This is a genomic window from Streptomyces argenteolus (genome assembly GCF_042902585.1).
Classification (GTDB): domain Bacteria; phylum Actinomycetota; class Actinomycetes; order Streptomycetales; family Streptomycetaceae; genus Streptomyces; species Streptomyces argenteolus.
This window is the reverse complement of the sequence record NZ_JBIBEG010000003.1, coordinates 325,183-350,372: the sequence shown is the minus strand read 5'-3', so window position 1 is coordinate 350,372 and position 25,190 is coordinate 325,183. Positions and strand designations below refer to the sequence as shown.

The following is a 25,190-nucleotide window of genomic DNA, read 5'->3' as shown; positions in this document are numbered from 1 at the left end:
TCACTCCTGGTCACGGGCTGCGGTTGCAGCGTCTCTCGGGGATTTCTCGTTGCGGTCGTGGTGCGGTTCAGGCGCTCCAGCCGCCCCCCACGGCCCGGCTCGCGAGATAGGAATCGCGCAGTGCCTTGCGCAGTCCGGGGACGAACGCGTCGAACCGCGCCGCTTGCGCCTTCAGGGCGGACTTGTGGGTGCGGCGGTCCTCTTTGCTCCACACCGAGGTGAGCTCCAGCTCGACCGCCAGGACGGCCATGGCCAGCTCGTCCGTCAGGTCATCGGCGGGAGCGCTGTCGCGCACGATCGCGCGCACCCGGTCCTGCAGGGCGTGCACCAGGTCCGGGTGCACCACGGTGACCCTGTTGGTGGACACGACCGCCAGCTTTTTCTGGCGTTCGATGGCGACATCCCCGGAGGCGAGCAACTGGTCGCGGACCGGGGTTTCGGCTGTGTGCGCCTTGTTGTGCAGGAACTTCAGCCAGCCCTTGGGCTTGTCCTCGGGCAGGTCGTACCAGACCGATGCCGCGAACGGATCCTCAGGCGGATTTCCGGAGAGCCGCCGAACCTTCCCCCCGGTCGCGTCCAGCAGACCGTTACGGGCCAGCTCAGTCATCGCCCCGGCCCGCAGTAGCTGGCCGCGCCCCTGAATGTTGTCGAGCTGGAACTTTTCCTTCTTGACGGTGTAGCAGAGCAGATACAGCTTCTGAGCGAGAGTCGTGGGCATCAGAACTCCCCTTTGTGGTAGCCGAAGTGGGCAAGAGTATCTATCCCCGATAAGAGAGTGAAATGCGCGCAGGGGAGAGGCTCATCGGTCGCGCCCTCCCTTCCTCTAATTCCTGTCAAAGGGCAGGAGGAACGAATTGGGTGTTCGCCCACCCATCAGGGAGTAGCCGCTAGGCCATCGCCCCTGATTTGCCTTTCAGTGGTTCTCCTACCTCCGGTCCGAGCCATGAAACTGGTGACGTTACGGCATAGTTCTGTACGACCTGGAGGATGGAAATTTCTGGATCTATTGCATGGTGCGCACCGAGTCCGCCGTCGTGACAGAGGCGTAACCGGGGTCCGCCTCGCGCCAGGGGGCGTCCCGACAGGCCGTGCGGGATGCACAGGACCTCTCGTGCCGGGCTCTCGGCGGGCCCTAGCCGTGCCGCTGGGCCAGTCCCTCGAACCGGGGTGGGCCGGGCGATCGCGGTGATGCGGAGGCTGGAGTCGACGTCGGTGAAAGGTGTGCTGGACGTGCGGTAGCAGCAGTGGGAGAGGCCGCTGGTGCAATCGGAGTCGCCGATGACGGGGCGGTCTCCCCTTGAACTGGCCAGGCGGTGTGCTGTGAGCGGGGTGGCGACGAGGGCAAGGCGCGGGTTTTCCCTCTGCCTTGTCTGACCTGCGCCGTCAGAAACCGCGAATTGGGTCGTCGAGACCACCTCGGTTGAGGACGCAGGACCTATTCTCTGTCCGCTTTTGCGGTGCGTCAGTTCACCAAGCCGGCGCAGAATCACGCACGGGCGGGATTCTGAAGTGAGGTGCGTGAGGACTATCCCGCAATTCCGGGGTGGATCAAGCGCGTGGCGCTCAGACGCGGCGCACCGCAAAGCGAAGGAGCGTCCGCATAGTGGATGTATGGGGACGCTCCGACCACGTGACGAGGTGCCTTGGCTGTCGTCGGGAATCCGGCAGGAAATGCGGGTCGGCGCTTAGCTGTGGCCTGAACATCAGTCAGCCCGTGCGTAAGTCCTTCCGCTGTTCTGAGGTCGTGCCGTGCGTATGTGTGGGCGGGTGACGGCTGGCTGTGACTCAACGCCTCGCAGGGACAAGGGGGCGGGTGGTTGCGGGTGTGTCCGTCTTGCACACGGTGCCGTCGGCGGGGTGGGTGCCGCGGAGAAGCGTGGCGTCAGCTGCCTTGTTGACACACGAGTTGATGCCGTAGGAGCCGTGTCCGACTCCTTCGCGTGTGAGCAGGACCGCGGAGTCCAGGGTCCGGGTCATGTTCTCGGCCCAGTGGTGGGGGGTGACGGGGTCCAGTCGGCCTGCGACCACCAGTGCCGGGGGCGCACCGGCGCCTGTGAGCGGCTTGGTGACGCGGTCCTTGTTCGGCGCGGGCCACCGTGCGCAGTTGAGGGCGGAGTAGGCGGCCCGGGTTCCGATCCGCTTCGCCTCAGCAACAGCCTTGGTGGCTGCGGCCTTGTGCGCGGCGATGCCGGCCGGAGTCTGCCAGTCGGCGCAGCGTACCGCGGTGTGGGTTTCGAACATCGCGGTGGGGACGGGGAAGGGGGATACCGTGACGCTGTTCCACAGAGTGTGGAGGGGTGCGCCGTTGCCCTTCTGTGCGGCCAGCAGTGCCGAGGTCAGCAAGGGCCAGGTGTTCTGGTCTCCGGCCAGGGCTCGGGTGGTCTCCAGGGCCATGGCACCGTCGAGCTCGCCGCCCGGCGTGGCGCCCTCCTGGGCGGGTGCGATCTTCAGCGGCTTCGCTTCCAACGTGTCGATGAGTGTGTCGAACGCCGCCTCCGGGTCACCTGCCCCGAACGGGCATACTGCGGCCCCTTCGGCGCGACAGGTCTTGAACCAGGCGTTGAGGGTTCGTTCGCTCGCCACAGCGACGTCGTTCTGGAAGGGAAGGGAGTTGCCGAACCACTGGTTGGTGTCGACGGGCGCGTCGAGCACCATCTGGCGGACTCGGTGAGGGAAGAGTGTGGCGTACATGGGGCCGACCACGGTGCCGTAGGACAAGCCGTAGTACGTGATCTTCTTCTCGCCGAGCGCGGCGCGGACTCGGTCGATGTCGCGAGCCACGTTGTCGGTGGAAAGGCTGGCCAGGAACTTCTTGCTCTGGTGCTTGGCGCAGCCGTCGGTGAACGCGGCGGCATCGGCCAGCAGTCGCGGCAGAGGCTTGCCCCCGGGGACCGCCGGGTCGAAGGAGGTGCCGGCGGCGTCGGCGCGCTGCTGGTCGGTCAGGCAGCGAACGGCCTGCGATTGGCCGACGCCGCGCGGGTCCATCGCGATGACGTCGAATCTGGCGAGCACAGCGGGCGAGAAAGCGCCCGGAGTACCGGCTGTCTTGGGCAGATTGCGCAGTGTCTCGGTGGCGGCGACCCCGGGTCCGCCCGGGTTGAAGATGAGACTGCCGATGCGCTGAGCGGGATCGGTGGCCCGGTGCCGCATGACCGCGAGCGGGATCTGTGCGCCCTCGGGGTCGGTGTATTCCTCCGGTACCTTGATCGTGGCGCATTCCAGGTCCTTCCCACACGTGCTCCAGGTGAGCGGGTCCGGGGAGGGAGCCGGGGCCGACGCGCCCGTTGCGGACGTGCTGCGCAGCCCCGAGACGCCGGACGAGCACCCCGCCAGGACCACGAGGGCCGCGGCGAACGCAGCCCCGTACTTGGCGGCGGTCCGTGGCCTCAACTGGATCATGATCGTCTTCCTTTCGTCCTACGTGTGCCATGCCCTGTAGCCCGGCCGCGCCGGTCGCGCGAGAGGCCGGCCGAAGAGGGCGTGGTCGTGCCTTCCTCGCTTCGATGAGTCAGTGACCGGCCGCGTCGAGCAGGGAGGAGTACCGCAGGCGGAGAGCGCGCTCCATGCTTGCCAGAACGGCTCCGCCTCCCAGTGCGAGGTTCAGCCAGATCGGCAGGTGTATCGGCGATACGAAGGTTCCGACCCGCTGTGTGACGGGGGGGATGTGAGAGACGGGTTCAGCGAGCTGCAGCAGGTTCAGGCCCACACCGATGACCAGCAGCAGCACCGATCCGATGGTGATCGCCCGGCTCAGCCCCGGGTGGCGGGTGCCGAAGCGCGCCCTCCGTCCCTCAGCAGAGGCAGGGTCGGGCGTGAGCTGAGACGGCTGTCCGTCCAAGGGGCGATAGTGGCAGCGCTTGATGCCGTAGATGCTCATCGCCACCTCGATGACGCCCCCGTCGACAGGGAGGAGCGCGGGCAGTTTCGACTCGGCCACGTGCCTGCCGTCCAGGAACAGATGCGCCCGGATCCTGCTGTTGTCCAATCGCGCCCAGTGCCGTACGTCGACGGCGTACAGGCGTTCCTGTCCGCCGTCACCGGCAAGCCGTAGCCAGAACAGGGAGCGCACGGGGAGCTGCCACCAGCGGAACCGCTGCAGTTCCCTGCCGTCGCCCGGCTTGAGGCGCCTTGATGCCGCCCACTGCTTCAACGCCATGCTCCGCGCACCCCTTCGCGCCTCGGCCGCACCCTTACTAGTACGGCGTGCTAGGAAGACGCTAGCACGCCGTACTAGTACGGCGTGCTAGTCGGGTGGGGAAAGCGGGGAGAAGTGAAGGAGACGAGGACGCGCGAACCGCATGGGGCCAGGTCTATCGGAGCTTCATCGAACCCGAGCCGACCGAACCGGTACGCGCCGCCTGCCTCGCCCACGAGCGGGAGGCGGAGCGTCTGGTCGAACGCTGGCCGGCCGTGCTCGCCGACGAAGGCGCAGCGCCGGTGGCAAGCGGTACTTACGGGACAGTCCTTTGGCGAGACCTCGATCGTTGAGCACGACCCGTGTGGTGGGGAATCGGACGCGTGCGGCAACCATGCGTAGCCCGCGGATCACCGGGCTGACGCCCGACGTGATCGCAGAACTTGTCACCGAGGTCGCCCCGTTGTGGCACGAGCGGCACCAGGCGGTGCTGACGTCTCGCCGCCGCCCGGCGTCACAGGAGGGCGCCGCCGGAGACCTCGATGCGCTGGGCGGTGACCCAGCGCAGTCCCTCGGAGGCCAGTGTGGCGATGGCGTCACCGATCTCCTCAGGTTCGCCGACGCGGCCGAGCGCGGTCTGTCCGGCCAAAGCCTGGCGCATTCCGGCGTCGTCCCGCATCGCTCCGCCGTTGAAGTCGGTGGCGGTCGGCCCCGGGGCGATGGAGTTGACCCGGATGCCGCGAGGTCCGAGTTCTGCGGCGAGGGTGCGGCTCAGAGCTTCGATGGCGGCCTTCGAGGCGGAGTAGACCGAGGTGGCGGGGCTGGTGTGGCGGGTCAGTGACGTCGAGACGTTGATGACCTGGCCGCCCTGGGCCAGCAGCGGCACGAGCGACTGGATGAGGAAGAACGTGCCCCGGACGTTGGTGCCCATCACCGTGTCGAAGTCGTCGATCGTGACGGTCTCCAGCGGCCCGAAGACTCCCAGTCCCGCGTTGTTGACGAGGATGTCGAGCCGCGAAGTACCCCAGCGCTCCAGCTGCGCGCCCAGTTCGGTGGTGAAGGACGCGAAGGAGGGGACGTCGCTGATGTCGAGCCGGAGAGCGGCGGCCGTCCCACCCGCGGCCTGCACCTCTTCCACCGTTTTCTCAGCCCCGGCCGCGTCACCGCGGTGGGTGACCACGACCCGCACCCCGCGTGTGGCCAGGGCGATGGCCGCGCTGCGCCCGAGGCCGCGATTCGCACCGGTCACCAAAGCGATCTTGTCGACTGTCATGAACTTCCTCCATCGTGCGACAACGAGGATGCGCCCAGGTGCCACACCTCAGATGCGAGTCACTCGACTCGCCTTACTGCTGCACCGTAAGTGGACCCCCGAGGCGAGTCAAGTGACTCGCCTCGGGGCTGCGGCATACTCTCCGCATGGCAGCAGAACTCACCGCGCATCACCGCAGGCTCGCCCAGCAGAAGCGTGAGGCGATCACCTCCGCGGCCACGGAACTGTTCTTGGACCGCGGCTACGACGGCACCTCCCTCGCGCGGATCGCCGAAGCGGCCGGGGTCTCGAAGTCCACCCTGTTCAAGCAGTTCCCCACCAAGGCGGCCCTCTTCGAGGCCATCGTCACCGAGTCCTGGCAGCGCGACGTCGGCAATACCGCCGCGCGGCCACAGGCGGGAGATCTGCGCTCCGGGCTGAGAGCCATCGGCCACCGGTACGCCGACCTGATCGGCCAGCCCCGCATGACAGGCTTGTTCCGGATCGTCATCGCCGAACTGCCTCGTTTCCCCGAGCTGGGACGGATGCAGTTCCAGCTCGGCAAACTGCCCTACTTCGCCTCCGTCCAGCACTACTTGGAATCCGAGCATGAGGCGGGCAACGCTGATGTGCCCAACGCTGAAAGCGCCGCGAACCAGTTCCTCGGCATGATCGCTAACTACGTCCTGTGGCCCCGCATGCTGCTGACCGGCTGGAACCCCGCCGCCTCCGACATCGATAGCGCCGTCGAAGAGGCCGTCCAGACCATGCTCGCCAGATACACCCCCGGCCCGCCGACCTGGCCCGGAGCCGGAATGTCCACACGGCCGCGCAATGCCTGAGACCGCGGCGCTTTCACCCGCGATACCTGTAGGCAAACGATCGTTTGACGACAGGCGCGGCCTGGTGGACGGCCGGCCGGCTCAGGTTGAGCGCAGGCAGAAGGGGTGTCCGGCCGGGCTGGCGTAGATCCGGCTACCGGTGGGAGTTTCCGGGGTGATCTCGTCGGTGGGGCGCAGTCGGGTGGCGCCGGCGTCGGTGGCCGTGCGGTCGGCGGTTGCGAGGTCGTCGACGCCGAAGTCGAGGTGCATCTGCTGGGAGGTGCCGTCCGGCCAGTTCGGGGCGGTGTGTCCGGGGGCGGACTGGACCACGATCACCGGGAGGCCGGGAGCCTGGACGAAGTGGTGGGTCGGCGTGGGGGTGAGGGTACCCCCGAGCAGTCGGTGCCAGAACGAGCTTTCCTTCTCGATGTCGGCGGCGTCGATGATCACGGAGGCCAGGGTGATGGGCATGGGGTGGTCCTGTTCATGCTGTCGGTGGTTGCTCAGACGGTCGGGATGATGCCGCCGTCGACGCGGAACTGCGCTCCGGTGAGCCATTTCGCGCGGCCGGAGGCGAGGAAGGCGATCATCTCGGCGACGTCTTCGGGGTCGCCGGGGCGGCCCATGGGAACGTTCAGGTGGTCCACGATCTGCTGGGTGACCTCTTCGGTGGTGATGCCTTGCTTGTCTGCCATGTGCTTCAGGTGGGCGGTGGCGCCGTCGGTGACGACGAAGCCGGGAAGGACACAGACCACGCGAACGCCGTGTTCGCCGACCTCGGTGGCCAGTTCGCGGCTGTAGGTGTTGAGCGCGGCTTTGGCGGCGGCGTAGGACGCCTCGGTGCGCTGGGGCAGTTGGCTGGCGATCGAGGAGACGTGCACGACGACGCCGGAGCCCCGCTCGACCATTCCCGGCACGAGCGCCCGGTCCAGGCGCACGGCGCTGAGGAGATTCATCTCCAGGTCCGCCTGCCAGGATTCGTCCGACCGGCTCAGGGTCGGCGCCGGGGGGCTGGCCGCGCCCGCGTTGTTCACGAGCACGTCCACGCCGCCCACCTGCTCGACGACGCGGCGGCCGAGCTCGGCCACTCCCTGCTGCGTGGAGAGGTCCGCCGCGAGGAATGTGGCGCCGCTGTCCTCCTCGGGCCGGCTGCGGGAGGCCGTCAGCACGGTCGCGCCCGCGGCGACGAAGCGGCGCACGGTCGCCGCGCCCAGGCCCCGGCTGCCGCCGGTGACCAGTACCCGAAGGCCGTCGAGGCTGTTGTCCGTGACGGGCATGGGATCTCTCCTCCGTAAGATGAACCTGACTCCGGAAAAGGTACACGCAAACGGAACCGGACTCACCTTATGGAGGTTCTCTTGCCGCAACCACGTCCGCTGCGTGCCGACGCGCGACGCAACCGCGAGGCCTTGCTGTCCGCGGCCCGCCAGGCGTTCCTCGGTGGCGACGCCGACGCGCACGTCGAGGACATCGCCCGCAGCGCCGGCGTCGCCGTCGGAACGCTCTACCGCCACTTCGAAACCCGCGACGCGCTGATCGAGGAGGTCTACCGCAAAGAGGTCGACGACCTGTGCGCCACGCCCGGTGTCCTGCTGGACCAGCACGCCCCGGAGGAGGCGCTGCGGCGCTTCCTGCTGCTGCTCGTGGACCACGCGGCGGTGGGCAAGGGGATGTCCGGTGTGCTGGAAAGCATCATGGCGACGGACTCACCGGTCTTCGGCGACGCCCGTACGCGTATGGCCGGTGCCCTCTCCCTGCTGCTTGAAGCAGGCAGTGCGGCCGGCACTGTCCGCGACGACATCACAGGGCCAACTCTGTTGCGTGCCCTGGGCGGCATCTGCGGAATGCGCGCCACGGAGGGCTGGCTGGTCGAGGCCCGGCAGATCACCGCCCTCCTCTTCGACGGCCTGCGACACGGGGCCCCGCAGTCACCCTGAGCCGGGGGCGCGCGCCACCGGCCAGGCCCTGCCCGTCACTCCTGACCGCTCCCGTCGTCGTCCTCGTACAGCGCGGAACCGCTGCAGTTCCTGCCGTCGCCCGGCTCCAGGCGCCTTGATGCCGCCCGCTGCTTCAACGTCGTGCTCCGCCCTTCCTGTGTGCATCGGCCGGCACCGCCACTAGTGCGGCGTGTCAGGAAGGGCGCTAGTGCTGGGACCGCATAGGTTCGCCGGTTCGGATGCCTTACAGGTTGTTCGCATAGAAGCTGGTGAGTCGTTCGACGGCAGCGTCGACGTATTCGGGTTCGTCGTACATCTCGTAGTGGCCGGCGCCGTCGATCACCATGAGGTCGACGGGGTTGGGGGCCAGCTTCCACAGCTGCATGCCGGTGTCGTAGGAGCCGGTGTTGCCGATGTGTCCGGCGAGGATGACCTGAAGTGGCTGGGTCATGAGCCGATCGGCCAGGTGGAACGCGTCGTAGCCCAGCAGGAGGGAGTCGCTGCGCAAGAGGCGCCGGTTCGTGGAATGTTCGTTACCGCCGCGCTCGGTGCGGTAGTAGGTGACGGCCTGAGTGGTGTCGGTGTCGGTCAGGCCCGCTGTTGTGGCGTCCTCGAGGGTGTCGGGCAGCCAGTTCACGCGGGTCGTCTCGCCGGAGCGGGCCTCTTCGGTGCGTGCGTCCGCGAGGGCGTCGAGTGCTGCGGCCGGACCGTCGGGGGAGAAGCTGCGGAACGCGGCGCCGATGTTGACGGGGACTACCGTGCCGACCGCCTTGATGCGGTGGTCCGTGCGAGCGGTGTGCACGGCGTAGCCGCCACCGGCGCAGATGCCGAGGACGCCGATGCGCTGCGGGTCGATGCCGGGGGTCGTGGTGAGCGCGTCGATGGCGTAGGAGATGTCCTCGCCTCGGCGGTAGGGGTCTTCGAGGTCGCGGGGCTCGCCCTCGCTCTGACCCTGATGGGCGGGGTCGAGGACGAGCGCCGCGATGCCGCAGGCGGCGAGACGGGAGGCGTAATTGGCGCCGATCTGCTCCTTCACGCTGCTGCCCGGGGTGGAGAGCACCACGGCGCGCAGCGGTGCGCTGCTGTCGGCGTTGTCGGGCAGGTGGAGGTCCGCGGCGAGGTTGATGGGACCGCGCGGGACCGTGAGGTGCCTAAGCATGCCTGACTTCTTTCGTGAGATTGTTGTTCCATAGGAGTCCAATACAAGGCAAACTATTGTACGATATTAAACTAATACGAAACTGTACTACACGGATGGAGGGGTGGCATGTCAGTCGACGGGGCGCAGCTGTGGACGCTGAACCAGCGGCTGCTGGGCGTTGTGATGGATGCTTGCACGGGGGAGCTGGCCGAGCTCGGGTTGGAGACGAAGGAGTTTTTCGTCCTGGCCGAGGTGGAGGCGTCGCCGTACCCGGCCGTGATCGCGACGGCACTGCTGCTCCCCAGAGCGAGCGTGACGGTCTACGTCCGCAACCTCGTCGCCAAGGGGTTCATCCGGCGCGAGATCGACGACGCGGACCTGCGGCGTCACCGGCTCGTACTGACTGCTGAGGGCACAGAGGCGCGGGATCGTGCCCTCGCAGCCCTCGCGGCGGAGTACGACCGCAGGCTGGCGAGGATCACTCCGCAGGACCGCACCGAGTTGCAGCGCATGCTTCAGGAGATGCTCTCGCCTGCATGAGTCCGTGGTCACGAGCGGTTCGCCTGCCCGGTGAACCCCTGCTCGCCAGTGCTGTGATCGCGTAGATTCGTTGGATCGTTCAGGCTGCGGTGGCGGGTGGCGGGTGGCGGGTGGCGGCGTTGCGCCGGCGGAGGTGGGCGTGCAGGGCCCGTTTCTGCGCAGTGTGGTTGGGGTGGTGCGAGTTGGCGATGGTGAACTGCCGCAGCGGTCCGAAGTGTGCCTCGATGGGGTTGGCCGACGAGGCGTAGGTCGGGTGAAACACGGCGCAGCCTTGTTCTTCTGCGCCCAGCGGGTGATGTCGACGCCCTTGTGGGCGGACCGGCTGTCCATGATCACGTAGATCGGTGCGCCGTCCGGGCGGGCGGTCCGGATCGAGCAAATGCACGATCCGGGAAACGTTCCAGCACCTTCTCGATGCGGTCCAGCTTGGCGTCGCGCTCGGGGTCAGGCGACTCCTTCCACGTCTTGCTCCGCTGGAAGGTGACACCGCGGCGGGCGAGCAGACACGTAGCGCCTCGCGGCCGATCCGGATAACACGGTGTCCTCGTCAGCCTGCACCAGCTTCGTGATCACCGGCACCCGGTTCCCACCGGCCGAGGCCAGCAGCATCATCGCGCGCCGGTAGCGCACCGAAATGGTGCTGCCCCGGCGCACGATCTGCTGCAGCTTCTGCCCCTCCTGGTCGGTCAACCTGCGCACATGGACAAGCTCAGCCACTACACCCCCAGCAGTCAGAGCGGCCGTCACCGTGCATCCAACCGCCCGGACGACCGCCTCGGCGAACCTTCCCGATCGGAGTACTGGCATCGTGTACTAGTACGGCGTGCTAGTACAGTGTGAAGGGTGTTGGGAGAAGCAAAGGAGAGCGGGATGGAAACACGCGAGAAGATCCTCAAGGCCGCCGCGGAAATGATCGCCGAGGACGCAGCGGCGAAGCTGAGCGTGCGCGCGGTCGCCGCGCGTGCGGGGGTGAGCATCGGCTCGCTGAGGTTCCACTTCCCCACCCAGCGCGCGCTGCAGGACAGCTTGCTCAAGCGGATCTACGAACACCTGCTGCCCGGCGACCCGATCCGGGACCGGACACTGTCGCCCCGCGAACGGCTGCTGAACTGCCTGCGGCAGGTTCTCGCACCGCTCGGCACCAACGAGGACGCGCGAACCGCATGGGGCACGGTCTATCGGAGCTTCATCGAACCCGAACCGACCGAACCGGTACGCACCGCCTACCTCGCCCACGAGCGGGAGGCGGAGCGTCTGGTCGAGCACTGGCTGGCCGTGCTCGCCGAGGAGGGCGCACTGCCCCCGGGAGACCACACCCGCAACGTCAGGTTCCTTCTCACCGTCCTCAACGGACTCTCGGTCGAACGCGCCCTGCCCACCCGCGAATCCGTCCTCATCGCCGAGACCGAGACCCTCAACGCCGCCGTCGACCACGTCCTCTCCACCGGCCCCGCACCATCCGCCGGACCCCCCCGGCCGTGAACCGGACCAGCCACCCCTTCGCGTCGAGGCGCGAGACCACGGCGCGACGGGCACCGGCGTGGACAGACCGGCATGGTCGGCGGCTATCCGCCCGCCGGGCAGTTGCCGGACTCGAATTCTCGAGGGCGACCGCAAAGAAGCGCAAAGGCACGGAAGCAGACGGCGAGGGAGATCTCGATCATGGCGTGGAGCACTCGGGAGATGGCGGAGCTGGCCGGCGTCAGTCTCAGGGCCGTACGGCATTACCACGACATCGGATTGCTTGAAGAGCCGGAGCGTCGGTCCAACGGATACAAGCAGTACGGCGTCAGCCACCTCGTCCGGCTCCTCCGGATAAAGCGCCTCACCGCTCTGGGCTTCTCCCTGTCCCAGATTGCGGGCATGGACGACGACCCGGATTCGAGCCCCGACCCGCGTGATCTGCGGGCTCTCGACACGGAGCTGGCCGCCACCATCGAACGCCTGCAACACGCCCGCGCGGAGGTGGGCGCCCTCCTGCGCGGGCGCGCTGCGAGCGATCTTCCCCTCCGCTTCGTCTCCGTGGACAAGACCGCCGAACTTCCTGCCCCGGACCGCTCTTTCGTCACCGTCCTCGGTACGGTCCTCGGACCCAGTGGGATGGACGCCTATGCCGACTTGCTCCATCAGGAGCCGCAGCCGGTGGCACTGGAACTCAACGAGCTTCCGGCCGATGCCGACGAGGTGACCCGCCAGAGTCTCGCCGAGCGTCTCGTGCCATACGTTCGAGGCCTCCGGGTCCGCCACCCCGGGCTCAGCGATCTCGCTTCAGGCGCCCCGCGCGGCCGACAGCACACCGCCCGCACCATCGGCGAAGCCATCAGTGATCTCTACAATCCAGCCCAGGTGGACGTCATGAAGCGGCTCGACGGGCTCCTGTCCGATGACGATGCCCCTCGGTGACCGTACTCAGAGCGCCGCTTCGTGACTCGGTGAGTGTGGCCCAGTGCGCGCCTGATGGTGTGACGAGTGCATGCAGGAGTGGTCGTCACTGCCACCACCACCTGGACATCAGCGAACCGTGGTCGGTGTGGTCCGCTGACGCACGTGCCTCGTTGCGATAGGCCGGTCCGACGCTGCGCGGGCGGCACAGATGCGGTGTGCGCCTACCCGGCGCTGCCCTCACTGCTGGGCGTCGTCGCTCTCGCTCCCTGCGGTGCCGTTCTCGACGAGGATGCTGTGAACGCGTCGCAGCACGTCGAGGTGCGCGCGGTTGTAGAACTCGGTCAAGGCGTGCACGGTGACCGAGTCCGCAAGCGCCCTTTCCCGGTGTGAGGCCCGCCCGAGGTCGGCCAGAGCAGGGTGGGCCCGGTGCTGCTCGCGGGCTTCGGGCGCCATCTGCTCGGCCAGCCGCTGCCGTACGTCCTCGGGTGCGTCCTCCTCGAGCGCCGCGAACTCCGCTTCGAGGTCGCCACGGGGTCCCGAAAGCTGTTCCTTGAGGGCGGCAATCGCTTCGGGTGTGAGGATGCTGGAGTAGGCCACCAGCAGGGATCGCTGGGTTTCGGGCAGGTCGTCGGCAAGCGTCTTGAAGTCCGGGGGCATGTCGAGCGCGGCCCGATTGTCCATGATGGCCGCCAGGTCCCGCCGCATCCGCTGTCGGCGTTCGATGTCCGCCGCGAGTTCGGCGTCGAGGTCCCGAAGGATCTGCCGTGCCCTCTCATCACCGCTCTCGACCGCGAGGACATCTGCGAGAGCCACACCGAGGTCGGTCAGTCTGCGGATACGCAGCAGGCGCACCAGATGGTTGACGCCATAGCGCTTGTAGCCGTTGGCCGCCCGTTCCGGCTCGTCCAGGAGGCCGATCTCGTGGTAGTGCCGGACGGCCTTGGCGGTCGTCCCCGCGAGTTCCGCCAGCCGACGGGTACTCCACGCCATCAGGAGCCCTCTCTCCAGGATCGTGCCCGGTGGCCATTGAAAACCCTGCCCCTGGGGCACGGTCAACTCCCTTCGGTTCCGGCTCGCCAGCGGTTGACCGTGCCCCAGGGGCAGGGAGTGTGATGGACGCGACCACGCCCCACGCACCGATATGCGGAGACTGGACATGAAACGACAAAGCGGTGTCGGCCGAAACCTGGCCCTCCTGGCGGTCATCGGCCTGGGCGCGTCACTGATCACTGTGCCCGCCGCCGCCGAGGAGACGAAACCGCCTCAGGTGGAGTGGGGCCAGTGCCCCGACGACGTCGGGGCGGAAGCCGCTCCGACCGTGCTGCAGTGCGCCACCGTGCGCGTGCCGTTGGACTATGCCGAGCCGGAAGGCGACCAGATCGACCTCACCGTTTCGCGGCTGGCCGCCGCCGACCCGGACAAGAGGCGCGGCGTCCTGATGCTCAACCCGGGCGGCCCCGGTGGATCCGGGCTGGCGCTGTCCGCGCTGCTGGTGGCCCAGGGCCTGCCCAGCAGCGTCACCGACCGCTACGACTTGATAGGCATGGACACCCGCGGGATCGGTCATTCGGCACCGGTCAGCTGCGGGTTCACCACAGACAGCCCCTACTACTCCAACATCCCGCCCTACGCGGTCGATGACGCTGCGGTCACCGCGCAGGCGAAGGTCGCTGAGAAGGCGGCCGAGCAGTGCGCGGACAACGACGACGATGGCAGGCTGCGCCACCTGACCACCGCGAACACCGCCCGCGACCTGGACCGGATCCGGGCCGCGCTCGGCGAGGAGAAAACCAGCTACCTGGGCTACTCGTACGGCACGGTCCTCGGCGCCGCCTACGCGTCGATGTTCCCCGAGCGTTCCGACCGGATCGTGCTCGACAGCAACATCGGAGACGCTCACCTCGACCGCGACGGCATGCGCCGCTACGCGCTGGGCATGGAGCAGACCCTGCCGGACTTCGCGAAGTGGGCCGCCCGCCGGCACGACAGCTACGGCCTGGGCCGCACACCTGGGCAGGTACGGGCGTCCTACCTCGCCATCGCCGGCAGCCTCGACAAGGCTCCGGTCGCGGGGATCGACGGCAGCCTCTTCCGGCTCGTGACGTTCGGCCACCTGTTCAAGCAGGCGCAGTACCCCACGCTGGCGCAGACCTGGCAGACGCTGCGCGAAGGCGACGAGGCCGCGGCCCGCGGTCTGACGGCCGCCGCCGGGGAAACGGCGGACGGCGCGCTGTCGCCGACCGACAACGCACTGACCGTGTTCCTCGCCGTCACCTGTAACGACGCCGAGTGGCCCGCGGACATCACCACCTACCGGCGAGGTGTCGCCGAGGACCGCGAACGCTACCCGCTGTTTGGCGCCGCCACCGCCAACATCAACCCTTGCGCCTTCTGGCCGTACACCCCCGCTGAACCGCCCGTGGAGGTCGACGCCGAAGGCCCGCGCAACGTGCTGCTCCTACAGAACCGGCGGGACGCGTCGACCCCGCACTTGGGCGGGAAGATGCTGCGGGAGAAGTTCGGTGACCGTGCCCGGCTGATCAGCGTCGACGACAGCGGGCACGGTGTCTACGTCCTGGGCCGGAACTCCTGCGCGTTGAACACCACCACGCGCTACCTCGTCGTGGGCGAGATGCCCACGAAGGACACGTCCTGCCGCGCGGACTGACCACCGGACCCGCGCCGCCGGCACCCGTCCGCTGTTGACATCTTCCGGCGTACCCGTCGATGCCGGCTTGCGAGTAGTGGGGCAGTCCGCAGTACCAGTCCTCCCTCGGTGAACGGCGCCAGTTGCGGCGCGCCTGACCGAGAGATGCGGCAGTGGGGTCCGCAAGCTGGAGCAGACGCAGGACGGGACACGGGGGCTGACTGCCGTAGTGAAGCTGTGAGAGCTCGCCATTGGTTCGCAGTGTCAGCAGTACGCCCTGCCGACGCGGGATCAGGGCCGGTGAATGGTGTAGCAGCGCACCGGAGGCGTGGCGCCACTGGTGCCAGGGCTCCGGTGCGTTTCGAATGGCGGGTCCTATGGAGGTGCCAGGTGGCCGTGCGTTGTGGGAAAGGCACAGTTGCCGTAGTGCCTCCGGCCGGTGTGCGCGGTCCTCGGTGAGAGCCGAGAGGTCGGACGGGGACGAGCGGCCGATCGACTTCGCCGGTGGACGTACGGTGGACAGACGCCTTTGGACGGTGCGGCACGAGGTGGCACGGGCCAAGCTGCTGCGGATGCTCTGAACAGGAAGAATGTCACGAGACGGTACGGCAGGGCATTCCCCGGCATGATCGCTCGCGGTCTCGTAATGCGTAGGTCTCGCTACCCGACGCGTGTACCGATTGCACTCCGTACTCGGCAACGGTTAGGGCGCATGGTCGTCCTGGAAGGCGGCCGTGCACCCCCTCAAGAACGCGGCAAAGCAGGGATATCCCAGGGACTTTTCAGGGACTTTCACGTCTGTCCCAGGGAGGTTCCAGGGACATTCCGCCGCGTAAGCAGGGAAGGCCCTGACAGTGCTGAAAGACACGAACGCGCTGGTCAGGGCCCGTCTGTCTAGCACTCGATGATGTTCACCGCGAGCCCGCCCCGCGCGGTCTACTTGTACTCCGCGTTCATGTAGGCGACAACTTTACGCAGTTTGTTCTCTGCGGCTCACTGACGGTGCTTGCGATCACAAGGCGAAAACGCCGATGCTCTCGGCGTACGCGTCGGGGCAGGACCGCGTCCGACGTCGACAGCACCGTGGCCGCACCGCCGCCGTGAATCGCCGTGCCGAGCTCGTCGTCCAGCCGTGCACCCGTCGTCTCGCCCACGGCGTTGATATGTCCGGCGTTCTCCGCGATGAGTGCGATGACGACTGGCAGGGTGACGAGAACCGCGGAGAGGGGAAGCCTGGGGCATGGGAGGCGGGAAAGCCGATCGAGTCGGCCTTGGCCACGCCTGAGCGATCGAGGCGCCAGTGGTCGACTGATTCGGTGCCTCCGGCGCTGCCCGCAGACCGCAGGGCCTCCTGCCTCGACTGCGACAGACGCCGCGCGTCCTCCACCCGATCACTCACACCCACCAACAACAACCCAGAACCCGCACCGTGCCGGGATCAATGTGTCTGTAGCGCTCATCCCCGGCGCCGGCTGAATTCGGTTGGATCAGTAACGGTCAATCCCATACCGCATTCGACGTCAGTGGATCTTCTGCTGCTCCACCCACTTGATCACCTCGGCCTTTTTGTAAAGGACTTTTGCGTTCCTGCCTCGGCCGAGCTTGTAGCCGTTGAGCCCTAGTTTTGAGGCCTCTCGGTAGACCCAGCTGGTGGACATGCCGAGCATGGTGGCTACCTCCGAGGTGTTCAAGAGGAGAGGCTCGACGCTGTGGCGCCGACGGGACGAGGCGAAGGCGTTGTCGGCGTGCGGCTGTGTTTCTGTGGGCAAGGTCGCTCCTGCATTAAATGGAAGAAGTATGAGTCGCAGTACAAGCACGGTTCCGGTCGGATCGCGCCTGACTGTGAGCGCCAGGATTCCGGCAACCTTGGGCTTGGTCATGCCGACATCGGCGACTAGCGTTGCGCGGTTTGTTGTCTGGCCTGGGTGCCGACCGGGCGTGAAGCTAGGTCGTGCGGGCGCGCATGACGGCACCGGACGTTGCTGCAGCGGACCCGGGGCTCGTACTCGGCCGGGAGGCTGAGTGCCTGCACCGTGTGCTCCCGCGAAGCACGGGAGGCGGCCGGCTCAAGCCTCACGAAGCGGCTGACGGCGCGTCAGGAAAGTCAGCATTGGGTCAGCATTGGTACTGAAAAACCTGCTGACCCCTGCCCGAACCTGCGACTGGTTGTAATCTGGACGCACCGCCCTTGACCTGCAAATACGCAGGCAGGGAGCCTAGTAGACGGAGTGCCCTCATGATGCGTACAATGTTCAAGTCCAAGATTCACCGCGCCACCGTCACCCAGGCCGACCTGCACTACGTGGGATCGGTCACCGTCGACGCCGATCTGATGGACGCCGCCGATCTGCTGCCCGGTGAACTCGTGCACATCGTGGACATCGACAACGGTGCCCGGCTCGAGACGTACGTCATCGAGGGGGAGCGTGGCTCCGGCGTCATTGGCATCAACGGGGCTGCCGCTCACCTCGTCCACCCCGGTGACCTGGTCATTCTCATCAGCTACGCCCAGGTGGACGACGCCGAGGCGCGTGCGCTCGTGCCCCGCGTGGTGCACGTCGACGCCGGGAACCGCATCGTCGAGCTGGGCACCGACGCGTCCGCCCCCGTGCCGGGCACCCCCACCGAGCGCAGCCCGCACGCCGTTCCCGCGCGGAGCTGACCCGCCCGCGCGGCCCCCGAGCGAGGGAGCACCCGCCATGGCCGGAGAGAACACCGCGGCCGAGATCCGGGACGACCGGGAGCGCTGCGAGCTGGTGGCCTACGAGGACGGATCGGTCGCGGGCGTCATCGCGTACTTCGTGATGTACCCCGAGCCGGGGGCCCTCGTGGCCGTCCACACCGTCGTCGACCCCGAGCACCGGGGCAAGGGCATGGCGGGCGCCCTCGCGCGTGAGTTCTACGCCATGGCGGCCCGCGAGGGGGTTCTCGCCGTGCCCCTCTGCCCGTACGTCGCCCGGTGGGCCCGGCGCCATCCCGACCAGGCGCCGGAAGTCCCCCAGGAGCTGGTGGGAGGGGCCGAGAGGCAGCTCGCCTCGCATCCGGAGCTGTTCTGACCCGCGGCCGGGCCGCAGTCGGCGCAGTGTGCACGTATGGACTCGGCAGGCGCGGGCAGCCGCACGGGGAGACGGTGGAGATGAGATCCACTCGTCCTCGCCAGCCGTCGTTGGAGGCCTGTGATGACACATCCGTATCCCGACCCCGTGCCGCCCGCGCCGACGCCCCCGCCCGTGCCGGGGCCGCCGACGCCGGTGCCCTCCCCGCCGCCCGTTCCGCCGGGGCCCGTACCGCCCGGCCCCGCGCCGGATCCGATCCCGCAGCCGCCCAACCCGAATCCGGAGCCGGTTCCCGAGCCCGAGCCGTCACCCCAGCCGGCAGGGTGAGCGGAGGGGCCTGCCGGCGGACGGTCCCACCGCCCACGTGGCCTGCGGGCCGCTGGTCCCTCCCGGCACGGGCGGCGTGCGAGTAGGCGGTTCCACCGGGCCACGAGCCTACGGGTGGGCGTTTCCACCGGGCTGCGTGGCCTGTGGGTGGGCGGCCCCGCAGAGCTCGGTCAGCGCGTCGACGTGGCCCAGCCCGCTCTCCGCCGCCACCGAGTCCAGTGACTGGGCGTCGCGCACAGGGGCGAAGCGCAGTCCGGCGCCGCCCGGATCCCCGGCGAAGCCGTACACCGCGGGCCGGGGCAGACTGTTGTAGGCCCACGGGGTGGAGAAGTAGTACGCCCCCGTGTCGTACAGCGCCACGAAGTCGCCCTCACGCAGTTCGGGCAGTTCCCGGGCGTGGGCCACGATGTCCCCGGCGAAGCAGCAGGGCCCCGCGATGTCCTGGACGACCGGGCGCCCGCTGCGGGGACGGCCCTCCCCGTCGAAGGCGCCGACCCGGAGCGGCCAGGCCTCGGGCATGAAGACGGTACGTGTGGCGATCTGAGCGCCCGCGTGGGTGAGGGCGATCCTGCGCCCGCCCGCGTCCTTCGTGTACTCCACACGGGCGCCGATGAAGCCGTTCTTCGCCAGCAGCGACCGGCCGAACTCGGTGACCAGGTCGTACCGCCCGTCGAAGATCTTCGGGGCGGCCTTCCTGAGCGCGGTCACGTAGTCCGCGAAAGCGGGCCGGGCCTCGTCGCCGGCGAAGTTCACCGGCAGCCCGCCGCCGATGTCGATCCCCGTGATCCGCTGGTCACCCAGGGTTTCGTTGATCTCCTCGGCCAGCTGGTACGTCTCGGCGATGCCGGCGGCGATGAGCTCCAGCGAGCAGCCCTGCGAACCCACGTGCGCGTGCAGTCGCGTCAGCCAGGGACGCTCGGCGAAGGTCCCTACGACCTGCTCTCTGGCGCCCGGGTCGCGCAGGGCCACCCCGAACTTCGACGTGGTCGTGGCCGTGCTCATCGGTTCGATGGAACCTCCGCCCACCTGGGGATTCACCCGGAGGCCGAGGACCGAGGCCGAGTCCGGCGAGCGCAGCTTCTCGATGCGGGCGATCTCGCCGAAACTGTCCGCGTTCACCGTGACACCCAGCGCCAGCGCCAGCCGCAGCTCGTCGCGGGTCTTGGCGGGTGAGTCCAGCACGATCCGTTGCGGGGTGAAGCCGGCCTCGACCGCGAGGCGCAGCTCGCCCGGGCTCGCCACCTCGCAGCCCATGCCGCAGTCGGCGAGCAGCCGCAGCACCGGAACCAGGGAGGCGGCCTTCGCGGCGAAGGTGTGCAGCACCCGCACCCCCGGCTCGACCGCGAAGGCGTCCCGCAGCGCGTCGACGGAGGCGCGCACCCCGTCCGCGTCCAGAAAGCCCGCGACCGGGCGCTGCTCGCCCAGCAGCCCTTGTGCGACCGCGAGACGTAGCGCCTCCGCGAACCTCGCGGAGCGCTGCGCCTCGGCGAACACCGGGGCGGGCGGAGAGCTGGGGGAGCCCCCGGTCGGCGTCGGCGTACGGCGGTTGTCGTCGATGGGAGCCTCGCAGGTCGGAGCCTTCAGGCGATGAGCGGGACCACGGCTTCGGGGGTGAGCATCCGGAAGGTGAAAGCCTGATGGAAGTAGAGCCGGATGCTCGTGGCGTCGTGGTCCAGATAGCCGATGGACAGGTCCTGGCCCAGACACAGCTCGAAGTCGCCGCCTCTGGTGGACAGCAGCACCCCGCCGGCGACGGCGGGGGCCCACAGGATGGGATCGTCCAGGAGCCTGGCCAGGTGGGTGGCCACCGGGTAACCGTGGTCGGAGGTCTCGGTGGCCTCGGTGAAGGCGTCGGCGCCGAGCAGCAGCCGGTACGGCCCGTCGACGCCGGCCAGCCGCAGCCGGGTCAGCGCCTGGCTGACCGCGGCCGGATAGTCGCGCGCGTCCGCGGGCAGCGGGAGCGGGGAGTGCGAGGAGCCGTCCCGCAGACCGGTGATGCCGGCAGCGGCGTAGCCGTCGATGAGGGCCATGTCCTCGGCGAAGGCGCAGGTGCGGGCGGCGTCCTTCACGGGTTGCCAGTCGCTGTCCTCGGAGCCGCGTTCCACGTCGTCCACGGCGGCCCGGGTGACGGTGAACGGCACCCGCCACTCGATGACGGGCGTCGCCGTGCGGGCACGGGCGATCACATCAGGGGTGGGCGGGTCGATGTCCCGCAGGTGCCCGTCACCGATCGCCGCCAGCGCCGGTCCCTGCGGATCGCTGACGTCCACCACCCGGCGGGCGGCCACATGCCGGCTGAAGGTGCGTCTGGCCTCCTCCTCGATCTGGTCCCAGGCGGCGTCGGTGACGGGGGCGAGTTCACGGTGGAGGTTGTTCATCGCGGGGCGCTTTCTTGCAGGCTGCCGATGCGCAGCGAACCGTCGCGCACCGCCGGTGCCGCGGGCGCCGAGGCCTGCGGCTCGGGGACGGCGGTCGTCCGGGCGGGGGAGGGCGGCGGCGGGGGAGCGTCGAGGAAGTCGGCGCGTGGGGCGTGGAAGAGGGTGCCGGTGACCGCGGTGGAGAAGTCGAGAATGCGGTCGTGGGTGCCGGGAGGGTTTCCCAGGAACATGTTGCGGAGCATCTGTTCGGTGACCCCGGGATCGGCCGCGTACCCGATGAAGTACGTGCCGAACTCGCCCCGTTCGAAGCTGCCGAAGGGCATGTTGGCCCGCAGGATGTCGCGTTCGGTGCCGTCGGCCCCGGTGACGGTGTTGAGGGCGACATGGGAGTCGGCCGGCTTGACGTCGTCGGCGAGTTCCATGTCGGTGAACTTCGTACGGCCGATGATCCGTTCCTGCTGCTCGGTGCTGAGCGCGTTCCAGCCGGCCAGGTCGTGCAGGTACTTCTGCACGACGACGTAGCTCCCGCCTTCGAACGGCGGGTCCTCTGCGCCGACGAGGGCGGCGGACCTGGCGTCGTCGCCCACGGGGTTCTCCGTCCCGTCGACGAATCCGAGCAGGTCCCGGTGGTCGAAGTAGCGGAAGCCGTGGACCTCGTCGACGACCTTCACCGCGTTCCCGAGTCTGCCGAGCAGCTGGGAGACCCATTCGAAGCAGACGTCCATCTGCTCGGCCCGGACGTGGAACAGCAGGTCCCCCGGAGTGGCCGGGGCGTGGTGCAGGGGCCCCCGCAGCTCCTGGAAGGGGCGGAGATCCGCAGGCCGGGGGCCGGCGAAGAGCCGGTCCCAGGCCTCCGAGCCGAAGCCCGTCACGCACGCGAGACCGGCGCTGGGAACCCGGAAGCCGATCGAGCGGGCGAACGCCGCGAGATCGGGCAGCACCGCGCGTACGGCGGATTCACCGCCAGGCTCGATCGTGGCGACCAGGACCACCGCGGCGCTGGTCAGAGGGGCTACGACCGGCTGGACCACGACAGGTTCCGGTACGGCGTCCGACATGCGCGGCTCCGTGGTCGGTGGACAGGGCTTCCTGCCACTTATCCACACCACGCACCCGGCCGCACCCTCGCCCGGTCCGGCCGGGCGACGGCTCCCGCACGCCCGAGCAGCGAAAGGGGTGAGCGGCGCACCGTCGCGTCGCCCGCGCGCAGGGGTGCTCGGCCGTGCTGGGGCCGTGGAGGCGAACCCATGTGGTGCAGCTGTTCAGGACAGGAGGAGCGTGAGCTCCCGCAGATCAGCCACTTCGCAATCGGGCAGGGGCGCGTCGGCGGTGAGCATCGGCGTCGGCAGTGCCGCGTCGCGAAAGAGGCAGGACACCGCTCCTGAGTTGCGAGCCGCGGTCACGTCCGATTCGACGGAGTCTCCCACCATGAGAATCCGGCCTACCGGTACGTCGAGGGATCGGGCAACGGTTCGCAAGGCCAGGGCATTCGGCTTTCCCAGGGTCACGGCACGTCGTGCCAGAACTTCTTCGGCTGCGGCGACGACCCATCCTGATGCCGGCAGGGGACCGTGAAGTGCTCCGTACCATCGATCGCGTGCTGTGGCATAGAGCCCGTCCACTGTGCCGGAAATATGCAGCAGACGGGTGACGTCCGCGTATCCGAAGCTCTCGCTGTAGCCGATGACCACGGTGCACGGAGTCTCGGGCAGGACGTCGGAGGAACGCAACTCGTATGCGGGCATGCCGAATGAGCGGAACTCCTCAGCCAAGGCGGAGCCGTCCTCGACGGTGACACAGTGGTGGGGCCGGTCCTGGGCCGACCGGATGTGGAGGGCGGCCAGGAAAGAGCTGGTGAACATTTCTTCCCGGGTGGCCTTGATGTCGATGTCGGCCAGCCGATTGCACAAAAATTCTCGATCACGGTTTGCGTAATTGCTCAGGAAGCAGACTTTAAGGCCGCTCTTCCGGAGTTTTTTGATCACGTCGCTGATGTGCGGCACCGGGACGAAATTGCGCCACACGACGCCGTCCAGGTCGAAGGCGACGGCATCGATCCGGTCCCGCATCGTGGCCCGAACTCCTCGTGAGGCTTGCAGTTCGCTGGAGGCAGCGTGTGTCATGGGGCTCCTTCTTCGGTGCACCTGCTGACGCCGCCCGGCACGACAGGTGAACGCGGACGGTGGGGGGTACGCACGCTCGTCCGTGAGTTCGTGCCGTGGGGCAGTTTTCAGGTGCCGAGGGGGGCGTCGTCGGCGTACAGAGGGTCGCTGGTGTCGAATATTCTGTCGGCGGCTTTCTCCTTCCGGCTGTGCAGGAAGGAGAAGACCTTGCAGTGGCCGAAATTATGGTCAATTCTCTCCCGGTAGGACCTGGCTTTCTCCGATGCGAGGATTTTCGTGAGACTGGTACTGCCCAGATCGCCCAGCACCCATGCGTCGTCCAGAGGTTTGCCGTGTGTGTTCAACGCCCATGGTGAGGCGAGGAGGGTTCCGTCGGTGAGGAGCCCGAACGACTCCCGCACCAGGTCGCACGGATTGATTCCGTCTGCGCTCCCCGTCAGGTGCCGCATGGCGCACTGCAGCCTGATGCGAGGTCTTCCGTACTCCTTCTCCAGTCGCTGCAACGTCTGTATGGCATCGAGGTACTGTTGCCTGCTCGGCACCGTTTCTCTCCGGAACGTTCCGCGGCCGACGGGGAACAGCCGCATGAGCAGCAAGGTGTCTATACCGCTCTCCGAGAGCTGGCGGTAGAGAAGCTCCAGCTTGTCCGGTCCGCAGTTGGCGGTGGTGAGCGGGCACTCCGCACGTACCTTCACTCCCGCCCGTGCGAACCTTGCCGCATGCGCAAGATTCCGGCTCGCGTAGTGGCGCGGACGGAATTGGGGATCGCCGGGCCCGGCCGAGTCGAACGTGAAGTTGAGCTCCCCGATGAGTGGACCGATGCTGTCCGGGTTCCAGGTGATCAGGCCCGCTCCGGTCGCGGTCAGTGTGACGTTGTCACGTCCGAAGCGGGCGCTGGCCTCGGACATCACCTCCACGTTCTCGGCGAGGACCATCGGATCCCCTCCGGAGATGTCGATCTTCGAGTCATAGCCCGAGAGGTGGTCCAGGACGCGCATCTTTCCGGCGAGGTCGAGCTCGAGACCCCGGCTCTGCCGCCACCGCCCCGCCTGGACGTAGATGCCGGCGGGCCCCGGCTGCACCGGGACGGTCTCGGTCAGCGAGAGCGCGTCGGATCTCGTCTCCGTGTTTCCTCCGTGCCGGCGGACGTGCACGGCGTCCACGCTGCACATGGGACAGTCCCACGGGCATACGAGGGTCAGGGACCAGATCAGGTCGATGCGCGGTAACGGCGCCTCCTGAGGTACATCCGGGCCGACAGTGGTGAGTGCAGGTGTGTTCTCACGGCTCATGGGGTTCTCCCGGTTCCTTGAGGACCAGATGGTGCACGGGTGGCGGCGGCAGCAGCGCAGGGAGGCGCAGGATGCCTGCCGAGCGGCCGGTGAAGTAGAAGACCTCGTCACCACAGGGCTCTGCTCGCCGTGTCTCGCTGCTGTGCAACCGGCCGAGCAGTTGGGCCGCTTGCGCCGCTTGGGGCCCGCCCTGGAACTCGGCGAGACCGTTGGCGACCTCGCGTCTGATCCACCAGTGCGGATCACGCGAGAGCCGTTCCAGACCGCCGAGGCGGACGGTGGGCGAAAGGGGGACGGGGTGGCTGTACCGGATGAGGAAGAGGACCAAGGCCCAGCGGATGGCCTCGTCAGCGTCCTGTCCGAGCAGTTCCATGAGCTCTTCCACCGCCGAGGGTGTTTCTCTGAGGGCGGTCATCGCAGCGGCGGTCAGGCTGCACATCGTGTCGACGAGGTGCATGTACGGATCCTCGCCCAGCGGCATGTCCATGCGTTCCGAGACGAACGTCTGGACGGTGGAGAACCGCGCGTTCTCCACGTCGAGATCGCGGCGGGCGACTCTCTCGCGGAACACCTTGAGCACCACCTCCCGTCCCGACGGCAGACTGAGGCTTGTGTGCACGTCGGAGATGAGCCCGAGGCTGTACCTGGCCGCGAATCCGACCTCACCGACATCCTCCGCGAGTCGGCCGAGCAGTGCGTCCCTGACCGGGGCGTGCGAGAGCCCTGACAGGTCTCTGGCCATCTTCAGCCGAACTGTCGAGCTGCTGTCCGAGGCCAGGCGTTCGAGGAGCGGAAGGACGGATTGCGGATCGTCCTTCGCCATCCCTACGAGTGAAGTCACCAGGCGGGCCCGCACCCATGGGGATGGATCTGCGGCCAGTGTGAGGCAGATGCCGGTCCGCGAGCCGTTCCGGTAGCGGGACAAATAGTTGGCGATGCACCACCGCACCTGAGGGTTGGCATCGCGGCTCATCACCAGGACTGCGTCGCTCTCCGGGGACGGTTCGGACAGATCGCAGCCGAGGAGACCGATACACAGGGCGTGTCTGCTCCGCCAGGACATCTCCTCGACGCGGCTGAGGTAACGGCGTCTCTGTGCCAGCGTCTCGGGCTGGTTCCAGACCCGCAGCAACGAGTAGCCGCTGGCACGTCTCAC

Annotated in this window: 23 protein-coding genes and 2 pseudogenes; 8 read left to right on the top strand and 17 right to left on the bottom strand. The window is 68.2% G+C overall.

Features of this window, described 5'->3' with window-relative positions; translation table 11 throughout:
• Window positions 1-67: 67 nt before the first annotated feature.
• The 4 genes from ACFY8O_RS14130 to ACFY8O_RS14115 form a co-directional block, all read right to left on the bottom strand.
• Complete coding sequence (locus ACFY8O_RS14130) at window positions 68-718, bottom strand: GOLPH3/VPS74 family protein (protein WP_387901757.1); 651 nt, start codon at window positions 716-718, stop codon at window positions 68-70.
• A gap of 1,067 nt (window positions 719-1,785) precedes the next feature.
• Window positions 1,786-3,399, bottom strand: a complete 1,614-nt coding sequence (locus ACFY8O_RS14125; RefSeq protein WP_387901754.1) for an alpha/beta hydrolase — start codon at window positions 3,397-3,399, stop codon at window positions 1,786-1,788.
• A 109-nt stretch (window positions 3,400-3,508) separates the two neighbouring features.
• Window positions 3,509-4,156, bottom strand: a complete 648-nt coding sequence (locus tag ACFY8O_RS14120) for a hypothetical protein (RefSeq protein WP_387901752.1) — start codon at window positions 4,154-4,156, stop codon at window positions 3,509-3,511.
• Window positions 4,157-4,649: 493 nt separating this feature from the next.
• Window positions 4,650-5,408, bottom strand: coding sequence for an SDR family NAD(P)-dependent oxidoreductase (locus tag ACFY8O_RS14115; protein ID WP_117349790.1), 759 nt, complete (start codon window positions 5,406-5,408; stop codon window positions 4,650-4,652).
• 146 nt (window positions 5,409-5,554) lie between these two features.
• On the opposite strand from ACFY8O_RS14115, the gene ACFY8O_RS14110 reads away from it, so the two are divergent.
• A complete protein-coding gene (locus ACFY8O_RS14110) occupies window positions 5,555-6,229 on the top strand; it encodes a TetR/AcrR family transcriptional regulator (RefSeq protein ID WP_387901748.1) in 675 nt (224 codons plus the stop codon).
• Window positions 6,230-6,310: 81 nt separating this feature from the next.
• Here the strand turns inward: ACFY8O_RS14110 and ACFY8O_RS14105 are convergent, their stop codons facing one another.
• Together ACFY8O_RS14105 and ACFY8O_RS14100 are read right to left on the bottom strand one after the other, a co-directional pair.
• Complete coding sequence (locus ACFY8O_RS14105) at window positions 6,311-6,679, bottom strand: VOC family protein (RefSeq protein WP_387901746.1); 369 nt, start codon at window positions 6,677-6,679, stop codon at window positions 6,311-6,313.
• Window positions 6,680-6,711: 32 nt separating this feature from the next.
• Window positions 6,712-7,485 carry an SDR family oxidoreductase gene (locus ACFY8O_RS14100; RefSeq protein WP_387901743.1) on the bottom strand — a complete coding sequence of 258 codons (774 nt, stop codon included), beginning with the start codon at window positions 7,483-7,485 and terminating at the stop codon, window positions 6,712-6,714.
• A gap of 81 nt (window positions 7,486-7,566) precedes the next feature.
• Here ACFY8O_RS14100 and ACFY8O_RS14095 point away from each other — a divergent pair, with 81 nt between their 5' ends.
• A complete protein-coding gene (locus tag ACFY8O_RS14095; RefSeq protein WP_164296086.1) occupies window positions 7,567-8,145 on the top strand; it encodes an SbtR family transcriptional regulator in 579 nt (192 codons plus the stop codon).
• A gap of 244 nt (window positions 8,146-8,389) precedes the next feature.
• Here ACFY8O_RS14095 and ACFY8O_RS14090 read toward each other — a convergent pair whose 3' ends face one another.
• Complete coding sequence (locus tag ACFY8O_RS14090) at window positions 8,390-9,304, bottom strand: alpha/beta hydrolase (protein WP_387901741.1); 915 nt, start codon at window positions 9,302-9,304, stop codon at window positions 8,390-8,392.
• A 108-nt stretch (window positions 9,305-9,412) separates the two neighbouring features.
• Between ACFY8O_RS14090 and ACFY8O_RS14085 the strand changes: the two genes are divergently transcribed.
• Window positions 9,413-9,826 carry a MarR family winged helix-turn-helix transcriptional regulator gene (locus tag ACFY8O_RS14085; protein WP_387901739.1) on the top strand — a complete coding sequence of 138 codons (414 nt, stop codon included), beginning with the start codon at window positions 9,413-9,415 and terminating at the stop codon, window positions 9,824-9,826.
• A 103-nt stretch (window positions 9,827-9,929) separates the two neighbouring features.
• Here the strand turns inward: ACFY8O_RS14085 and ACFY8O_RS14080 are convergent.
• Window positions 9,930-10,543, bottom strand: a pseudogene (locus ACFY8O_RS14080) (transposase); the annotation flags it as partial.
• 153 nt (window positions 10,544-10,696) lie between these two features.
• On the opposite strand from ACFY8O_RS14080, the gene ACFY8O_RS14075 reads away from it, so the two are divergent.
• Window positions 10,697-11,308, top strand: coding sequence for a TetR/AcrR family transcriptional regulator (locus ACFY8O_RS14075; RefSeq protein ID WP_387901736.1), 612 nt, complete (start codon window positions 10,697-10,699; stop codon window positions 11,306-11,308).
• A 180-nt stretch (window positions 11,309-11,488) separates the two neighbouring features.
• On the top strand, window positions 11,489-12,229 hold the full coding sequence (locus tag ACFY8O_RS14070; protein WP_387901734.1) for a MerR family transcriptional regulator: 741 nt from the start codon (window positions 11,489-11,491) through the stop codon (window positions 12,227-12,229).
• 219 nt (window positions 12,230-12,448) lie between these two features.
• Here ACFY8O_RS14070 and ACFY8O_RS14065 read toward each other — a convergent pair whose 3' ends face one another.
• Window positions 12,449-13,201 (bottom strand): helix-turn-helix domain-containing protein, encoded by a 753-nt coding sequence (locus ACFY8O_RS14065; protein WP_387901731.1) that lies wholly within the window; start codon window positions 13,199-13,201, stop codon window positions 12,449-12,451.
• Between the two features lie 166 nt (window positions 13,202-13,367).
• On the opposite strand from ACFY8O_RS14065, the gene ACFY8O_RS14060 reads away from it, so the two are divergent.
• Window positions 13,368-14,879 carry an alpha/beta hydrolase gene (locus tag ACFY8O_RS14060; protein ID WP_387901728.1) on the top strand — a complete coding sequence of 504 codons (1,512 nt, stop codon included), beginning with the start codon at window positions 13,368-13,370 and terminating at the stop codon, window positions 14,877-14,879.
• Between the two features lie 997 nt (window positions 14,880-15,876).
• Here the strand turns inward: ACFY8O_RS14060 and ACFY8O_RS14055 are convergent.
• Both ACFY8O_RS14055 and ACFY8O_RS14050 read right to left on the bottom strand, forming a co-directional pair.
• Window positions 15,877-16,185 (bottom strand): annotated as a pseudogene (locus ACFY8O_RS14055) (solute carrier family 23 protein); the annotation flags it as partial.
• A 193-nt stretch (window positions 16,186-16,378) separates the two neighbouring features.
• Entirely contained in the window at window positions 16,379-16,738 is a 360-nt protein-coding gene (locus tag ACFY8O_RS14050) for a helix-turn-helix domain-containing protein (protein WP_387901725.1), read from the bottom strand.
• Between the two features lie 356 nt (window positions 16,739-17,094).
• Between ACFY8O_RS14050 and panD the strand changes: the two genes are divergently transcribed.
• Both panD and ACFY8O_RS14040 read left to right on the top strand, forming a co-directional pair.
• On the top strand, window positions 17,095-17,520 hold the full coding sequence (panD, locus tag ACFY8O_RS14045) for an aspartate 1-decarboxylase (RefSeq protein ID WP_387901723.1): 426 nt from the start codon (window positions 17,095-17,097) through the stop codon (window positions 17,518-17,520).
• A 37-nt stretch (window positions 17,521-17,557) separates the two neighbouring features.
• Window positions 17,558-17,914, top strand: coding sequence for a GNAT family N-acetyltransferase (locus ACFY8O_RS14040; RefSeq protein WP_387901720.1), 357 nt, complete (start codon window positions 17,558-17,560; stop codon window positions 17,912-17,914).
• A gap of 435 nt (window positions 17,915-18,349) precedes the next feature.
• On the opposite strand, the gene ACFY8O_RS14035 is transcribed toward ACFY8O_RS14040, so the two are convergent.
• The 6 genes from ACFY8O_RS14035 to ACFY8O_RS14010 all read right to left on the bottom strand — a co-directional run bounded on the left by ACFY8O_RS14035 (window position 18,350) and on the right by ACFY8O_RS14010 (window position 25,190).
• Window positions 18,350-19,735, bottom strand: a complete 1,386-nt coding sequence (locus ACFY8O_RS14035; RefSeq protein ID WP_387901717.1) for a diaminopimelate decarboxylase — start codon at window positions 19,733-19,735, stop codon at window positions 18,350-18,352.
• 86 nt (window positions 19,736-19,821) lie between these two features.
• Window positions 19,822-20,619, bottom strand: coding sequence for a family 1 encapsulin nanocompartment shell protein (locus tag ACFY8O_RS14030; protein ID WP_145805370.1), 798 nt, complete (start codon window positions 20,617-20,619; stop codon window positions 19,822-19,824).
• Window positions 20,616-21,677, bottom strand: coding sequence for a Dyp-type peroxidase (locus tag ACFY8O_RS14025; RefSeq protein WP_145805368.1), 1,062 nt, complete (start codon window positions 21,675-21,677; stop codon window positions 20,616-20,618). Before ACFY8O_RS14025 ends, ACFY8O_RS14030 begins: the two co-directional genes overlap by 4 nt.
• Before the next feature lie 204 nt (window positions 21,678-21,881).
• A complete protein-coding gene (locus tag ACFY8O_RS14020) occupies window positions 21,882-22,742 on the bottom strand; it encodes an HAD-IIA family hydrolase (protein WP_387901714.1) in 861 nt (286 codons plus the stop codon).
• A 107-nt stretch (window positions 22,743-22,849) separates the two neighbouring features.
• Window positions 22,850-23,905, bottom strand: a complete 1,056-nt coding sequence (locus ACFY8O_RS14015) for a hypothetical protein (RefSeq protein WP_387901711.1) — start codon at window positions 23,903-23,905, stop codon at window positions 22,850-22,852.
• 118 nt (window positions 23,906-24,023) lie between these two features.
• Window positions 24,024-25,190 carry a HEAT repeat domain-containing protein gene (locus ACFY8O_RS14010; RefSeq protein ID WP_387901708.1) on the bottom strand — a complete coding sequence of 389 codons (1,167 nt, stop codon included), beginning with the start codon at window positions 25,188-25,190 and terminating at the stop codon, window positions 24,024-24,026.

Bases quoted from the DNA above. Each gene is read 5' to 3' on its own strand.
- ACFY8O_RS14070 (WP_387901734.1), top strand. From the start codon at position 11,489: ATGGCGTGGAGCACTCGGGAGATGGCGGAGCTGGCCGGCGTCAGTCTC.
- ACFY8O_RS14075 (WP_387901736.1), top strand. From the start codon at position 10,697: ATGGAAACACGCGAGAAGATCCTCAAGGCCGCCGCGGAAATGATCGCC.
- ACFY8O_RS14120 (WP_387901752.1), bottom strand. From the start codon at position 4,156: ATGGCGTTGAAGCAGTGGGCGGCATCAAGGCGCCTCAAGCCGGGCGAC.
- ACFY8O_RS14110 (WP_387901748.1), top strand. From the start codon at position 5,555: ATGGCAGCAGAACTCACCGCGCATCACCGCAGGCTCGCCCAGCAGAAG.
- ACFY8O_RS14020 (WP_387901714.1), bottom strand. From the start codon at position 22,742: ATGACACACGCTGCCTCCAGCGAACTGCAAGCCTCACGAGGAGTTCGG.
- ACFY8O_RS14115 (WP_117349790.1), bottom strand. From the start codon at position 5,408: ATGACAGTCGACAAGATCGCTTTGGTGACCGGTGCGAATCGCGGCCTC.
- ACFY8O_RS14025 (WP_145805368.1), bottom strand. From the start codon at position 21,677: ATGTCGGACGCCGTACCGGAACCTGTCGTGGTCCAGCCGGTCGTAGCC.
- ACFY8O_RS14060 (WP_387901728.1), top strand. From the start codon at position 13,368: ATGAAACGACAAAGCGGTGTCGGCCGAAACCTGGCCCTCCTGGCGGTC.
- ACFY8O_RS14085 (WP_387901739.1), top strand. From the start codon at position 9,413: ATGTCAGTCGACGGGGCGCAGCTGTGGACGCTGAACCAGCGGCTGCTG.
- ACFY8O_RS14050 (WP_387901725.1), bottom strand. From the start codon at position 16,738: ATGACCAAGCCCAAGGTTGCCGGAATCCTGGCGCTCACAGTCAGGCGC.
- ACFY8O_RS14040 (WP_387901720.1), top strand. From the start codon at position 17,558: ATGGCCGGAGAGAACACCGCGGCCGAGATCCGGGACGACCGGGAGCGC.
- ACFY8O_RS14105 (WP_387901746.1), bottom strand. From the start codon at position 6,679: ATGCCCATCACCCTGGCCTCCGTGATCATCGACGCCGCCGACATCGAG.
- ACFY8O_RS14030 (WP_145805370.1), bottom strand. From the start codon at position 20,619: ATGAACAACCTCCACCGTGAACTCGCCCCCGTCACCGACGCCGCCTGG.
- ACFY8O_RS14100 (WP_387901743.1), bottom strand. From the start codon at position 7,485: ATGCCCGTCACGGACAACAGCCTCGACGGCCTTCGGGTACTGGTCACC.
- panD (WP_387901723.1), top strand. From the start codon at position 17,095: ATGATGCGTACAATGTTCAAGTCCAAGATTCACCGCGCCACCGTCACC.
- ACFY8O_RS14125 (WP_387901754.1), bottom strand. From the start codon at position 3,399: ATGATCCAGTTGAGGCCACGGACCGCCGCCAAGTACGGGGCTGCGTTC.
- ACFY8O_RS14065 (WP_387901731.1), bottom strand. From the start codon at position 13,201: ATGGCGTGGAGTACCCGTCGGCTGGCGGAACTCGCGGGGACGACCGCC.
- ACFY8O_RS14090 (WP_387901741.1), bottom strand. From the start codon at position 9,304: ATGCTTAGGCACCTCACGGTCCCGCGCGGTCCCATCAACCTCGCCGCG.
- ACFY8O_RS14130 (WP_387901757.1), bottom strand. From the start codon at position 718: ATGCCCACGACTCTCGCTCAGAAGCTGTATCTGCTCTGCTACACCGTC.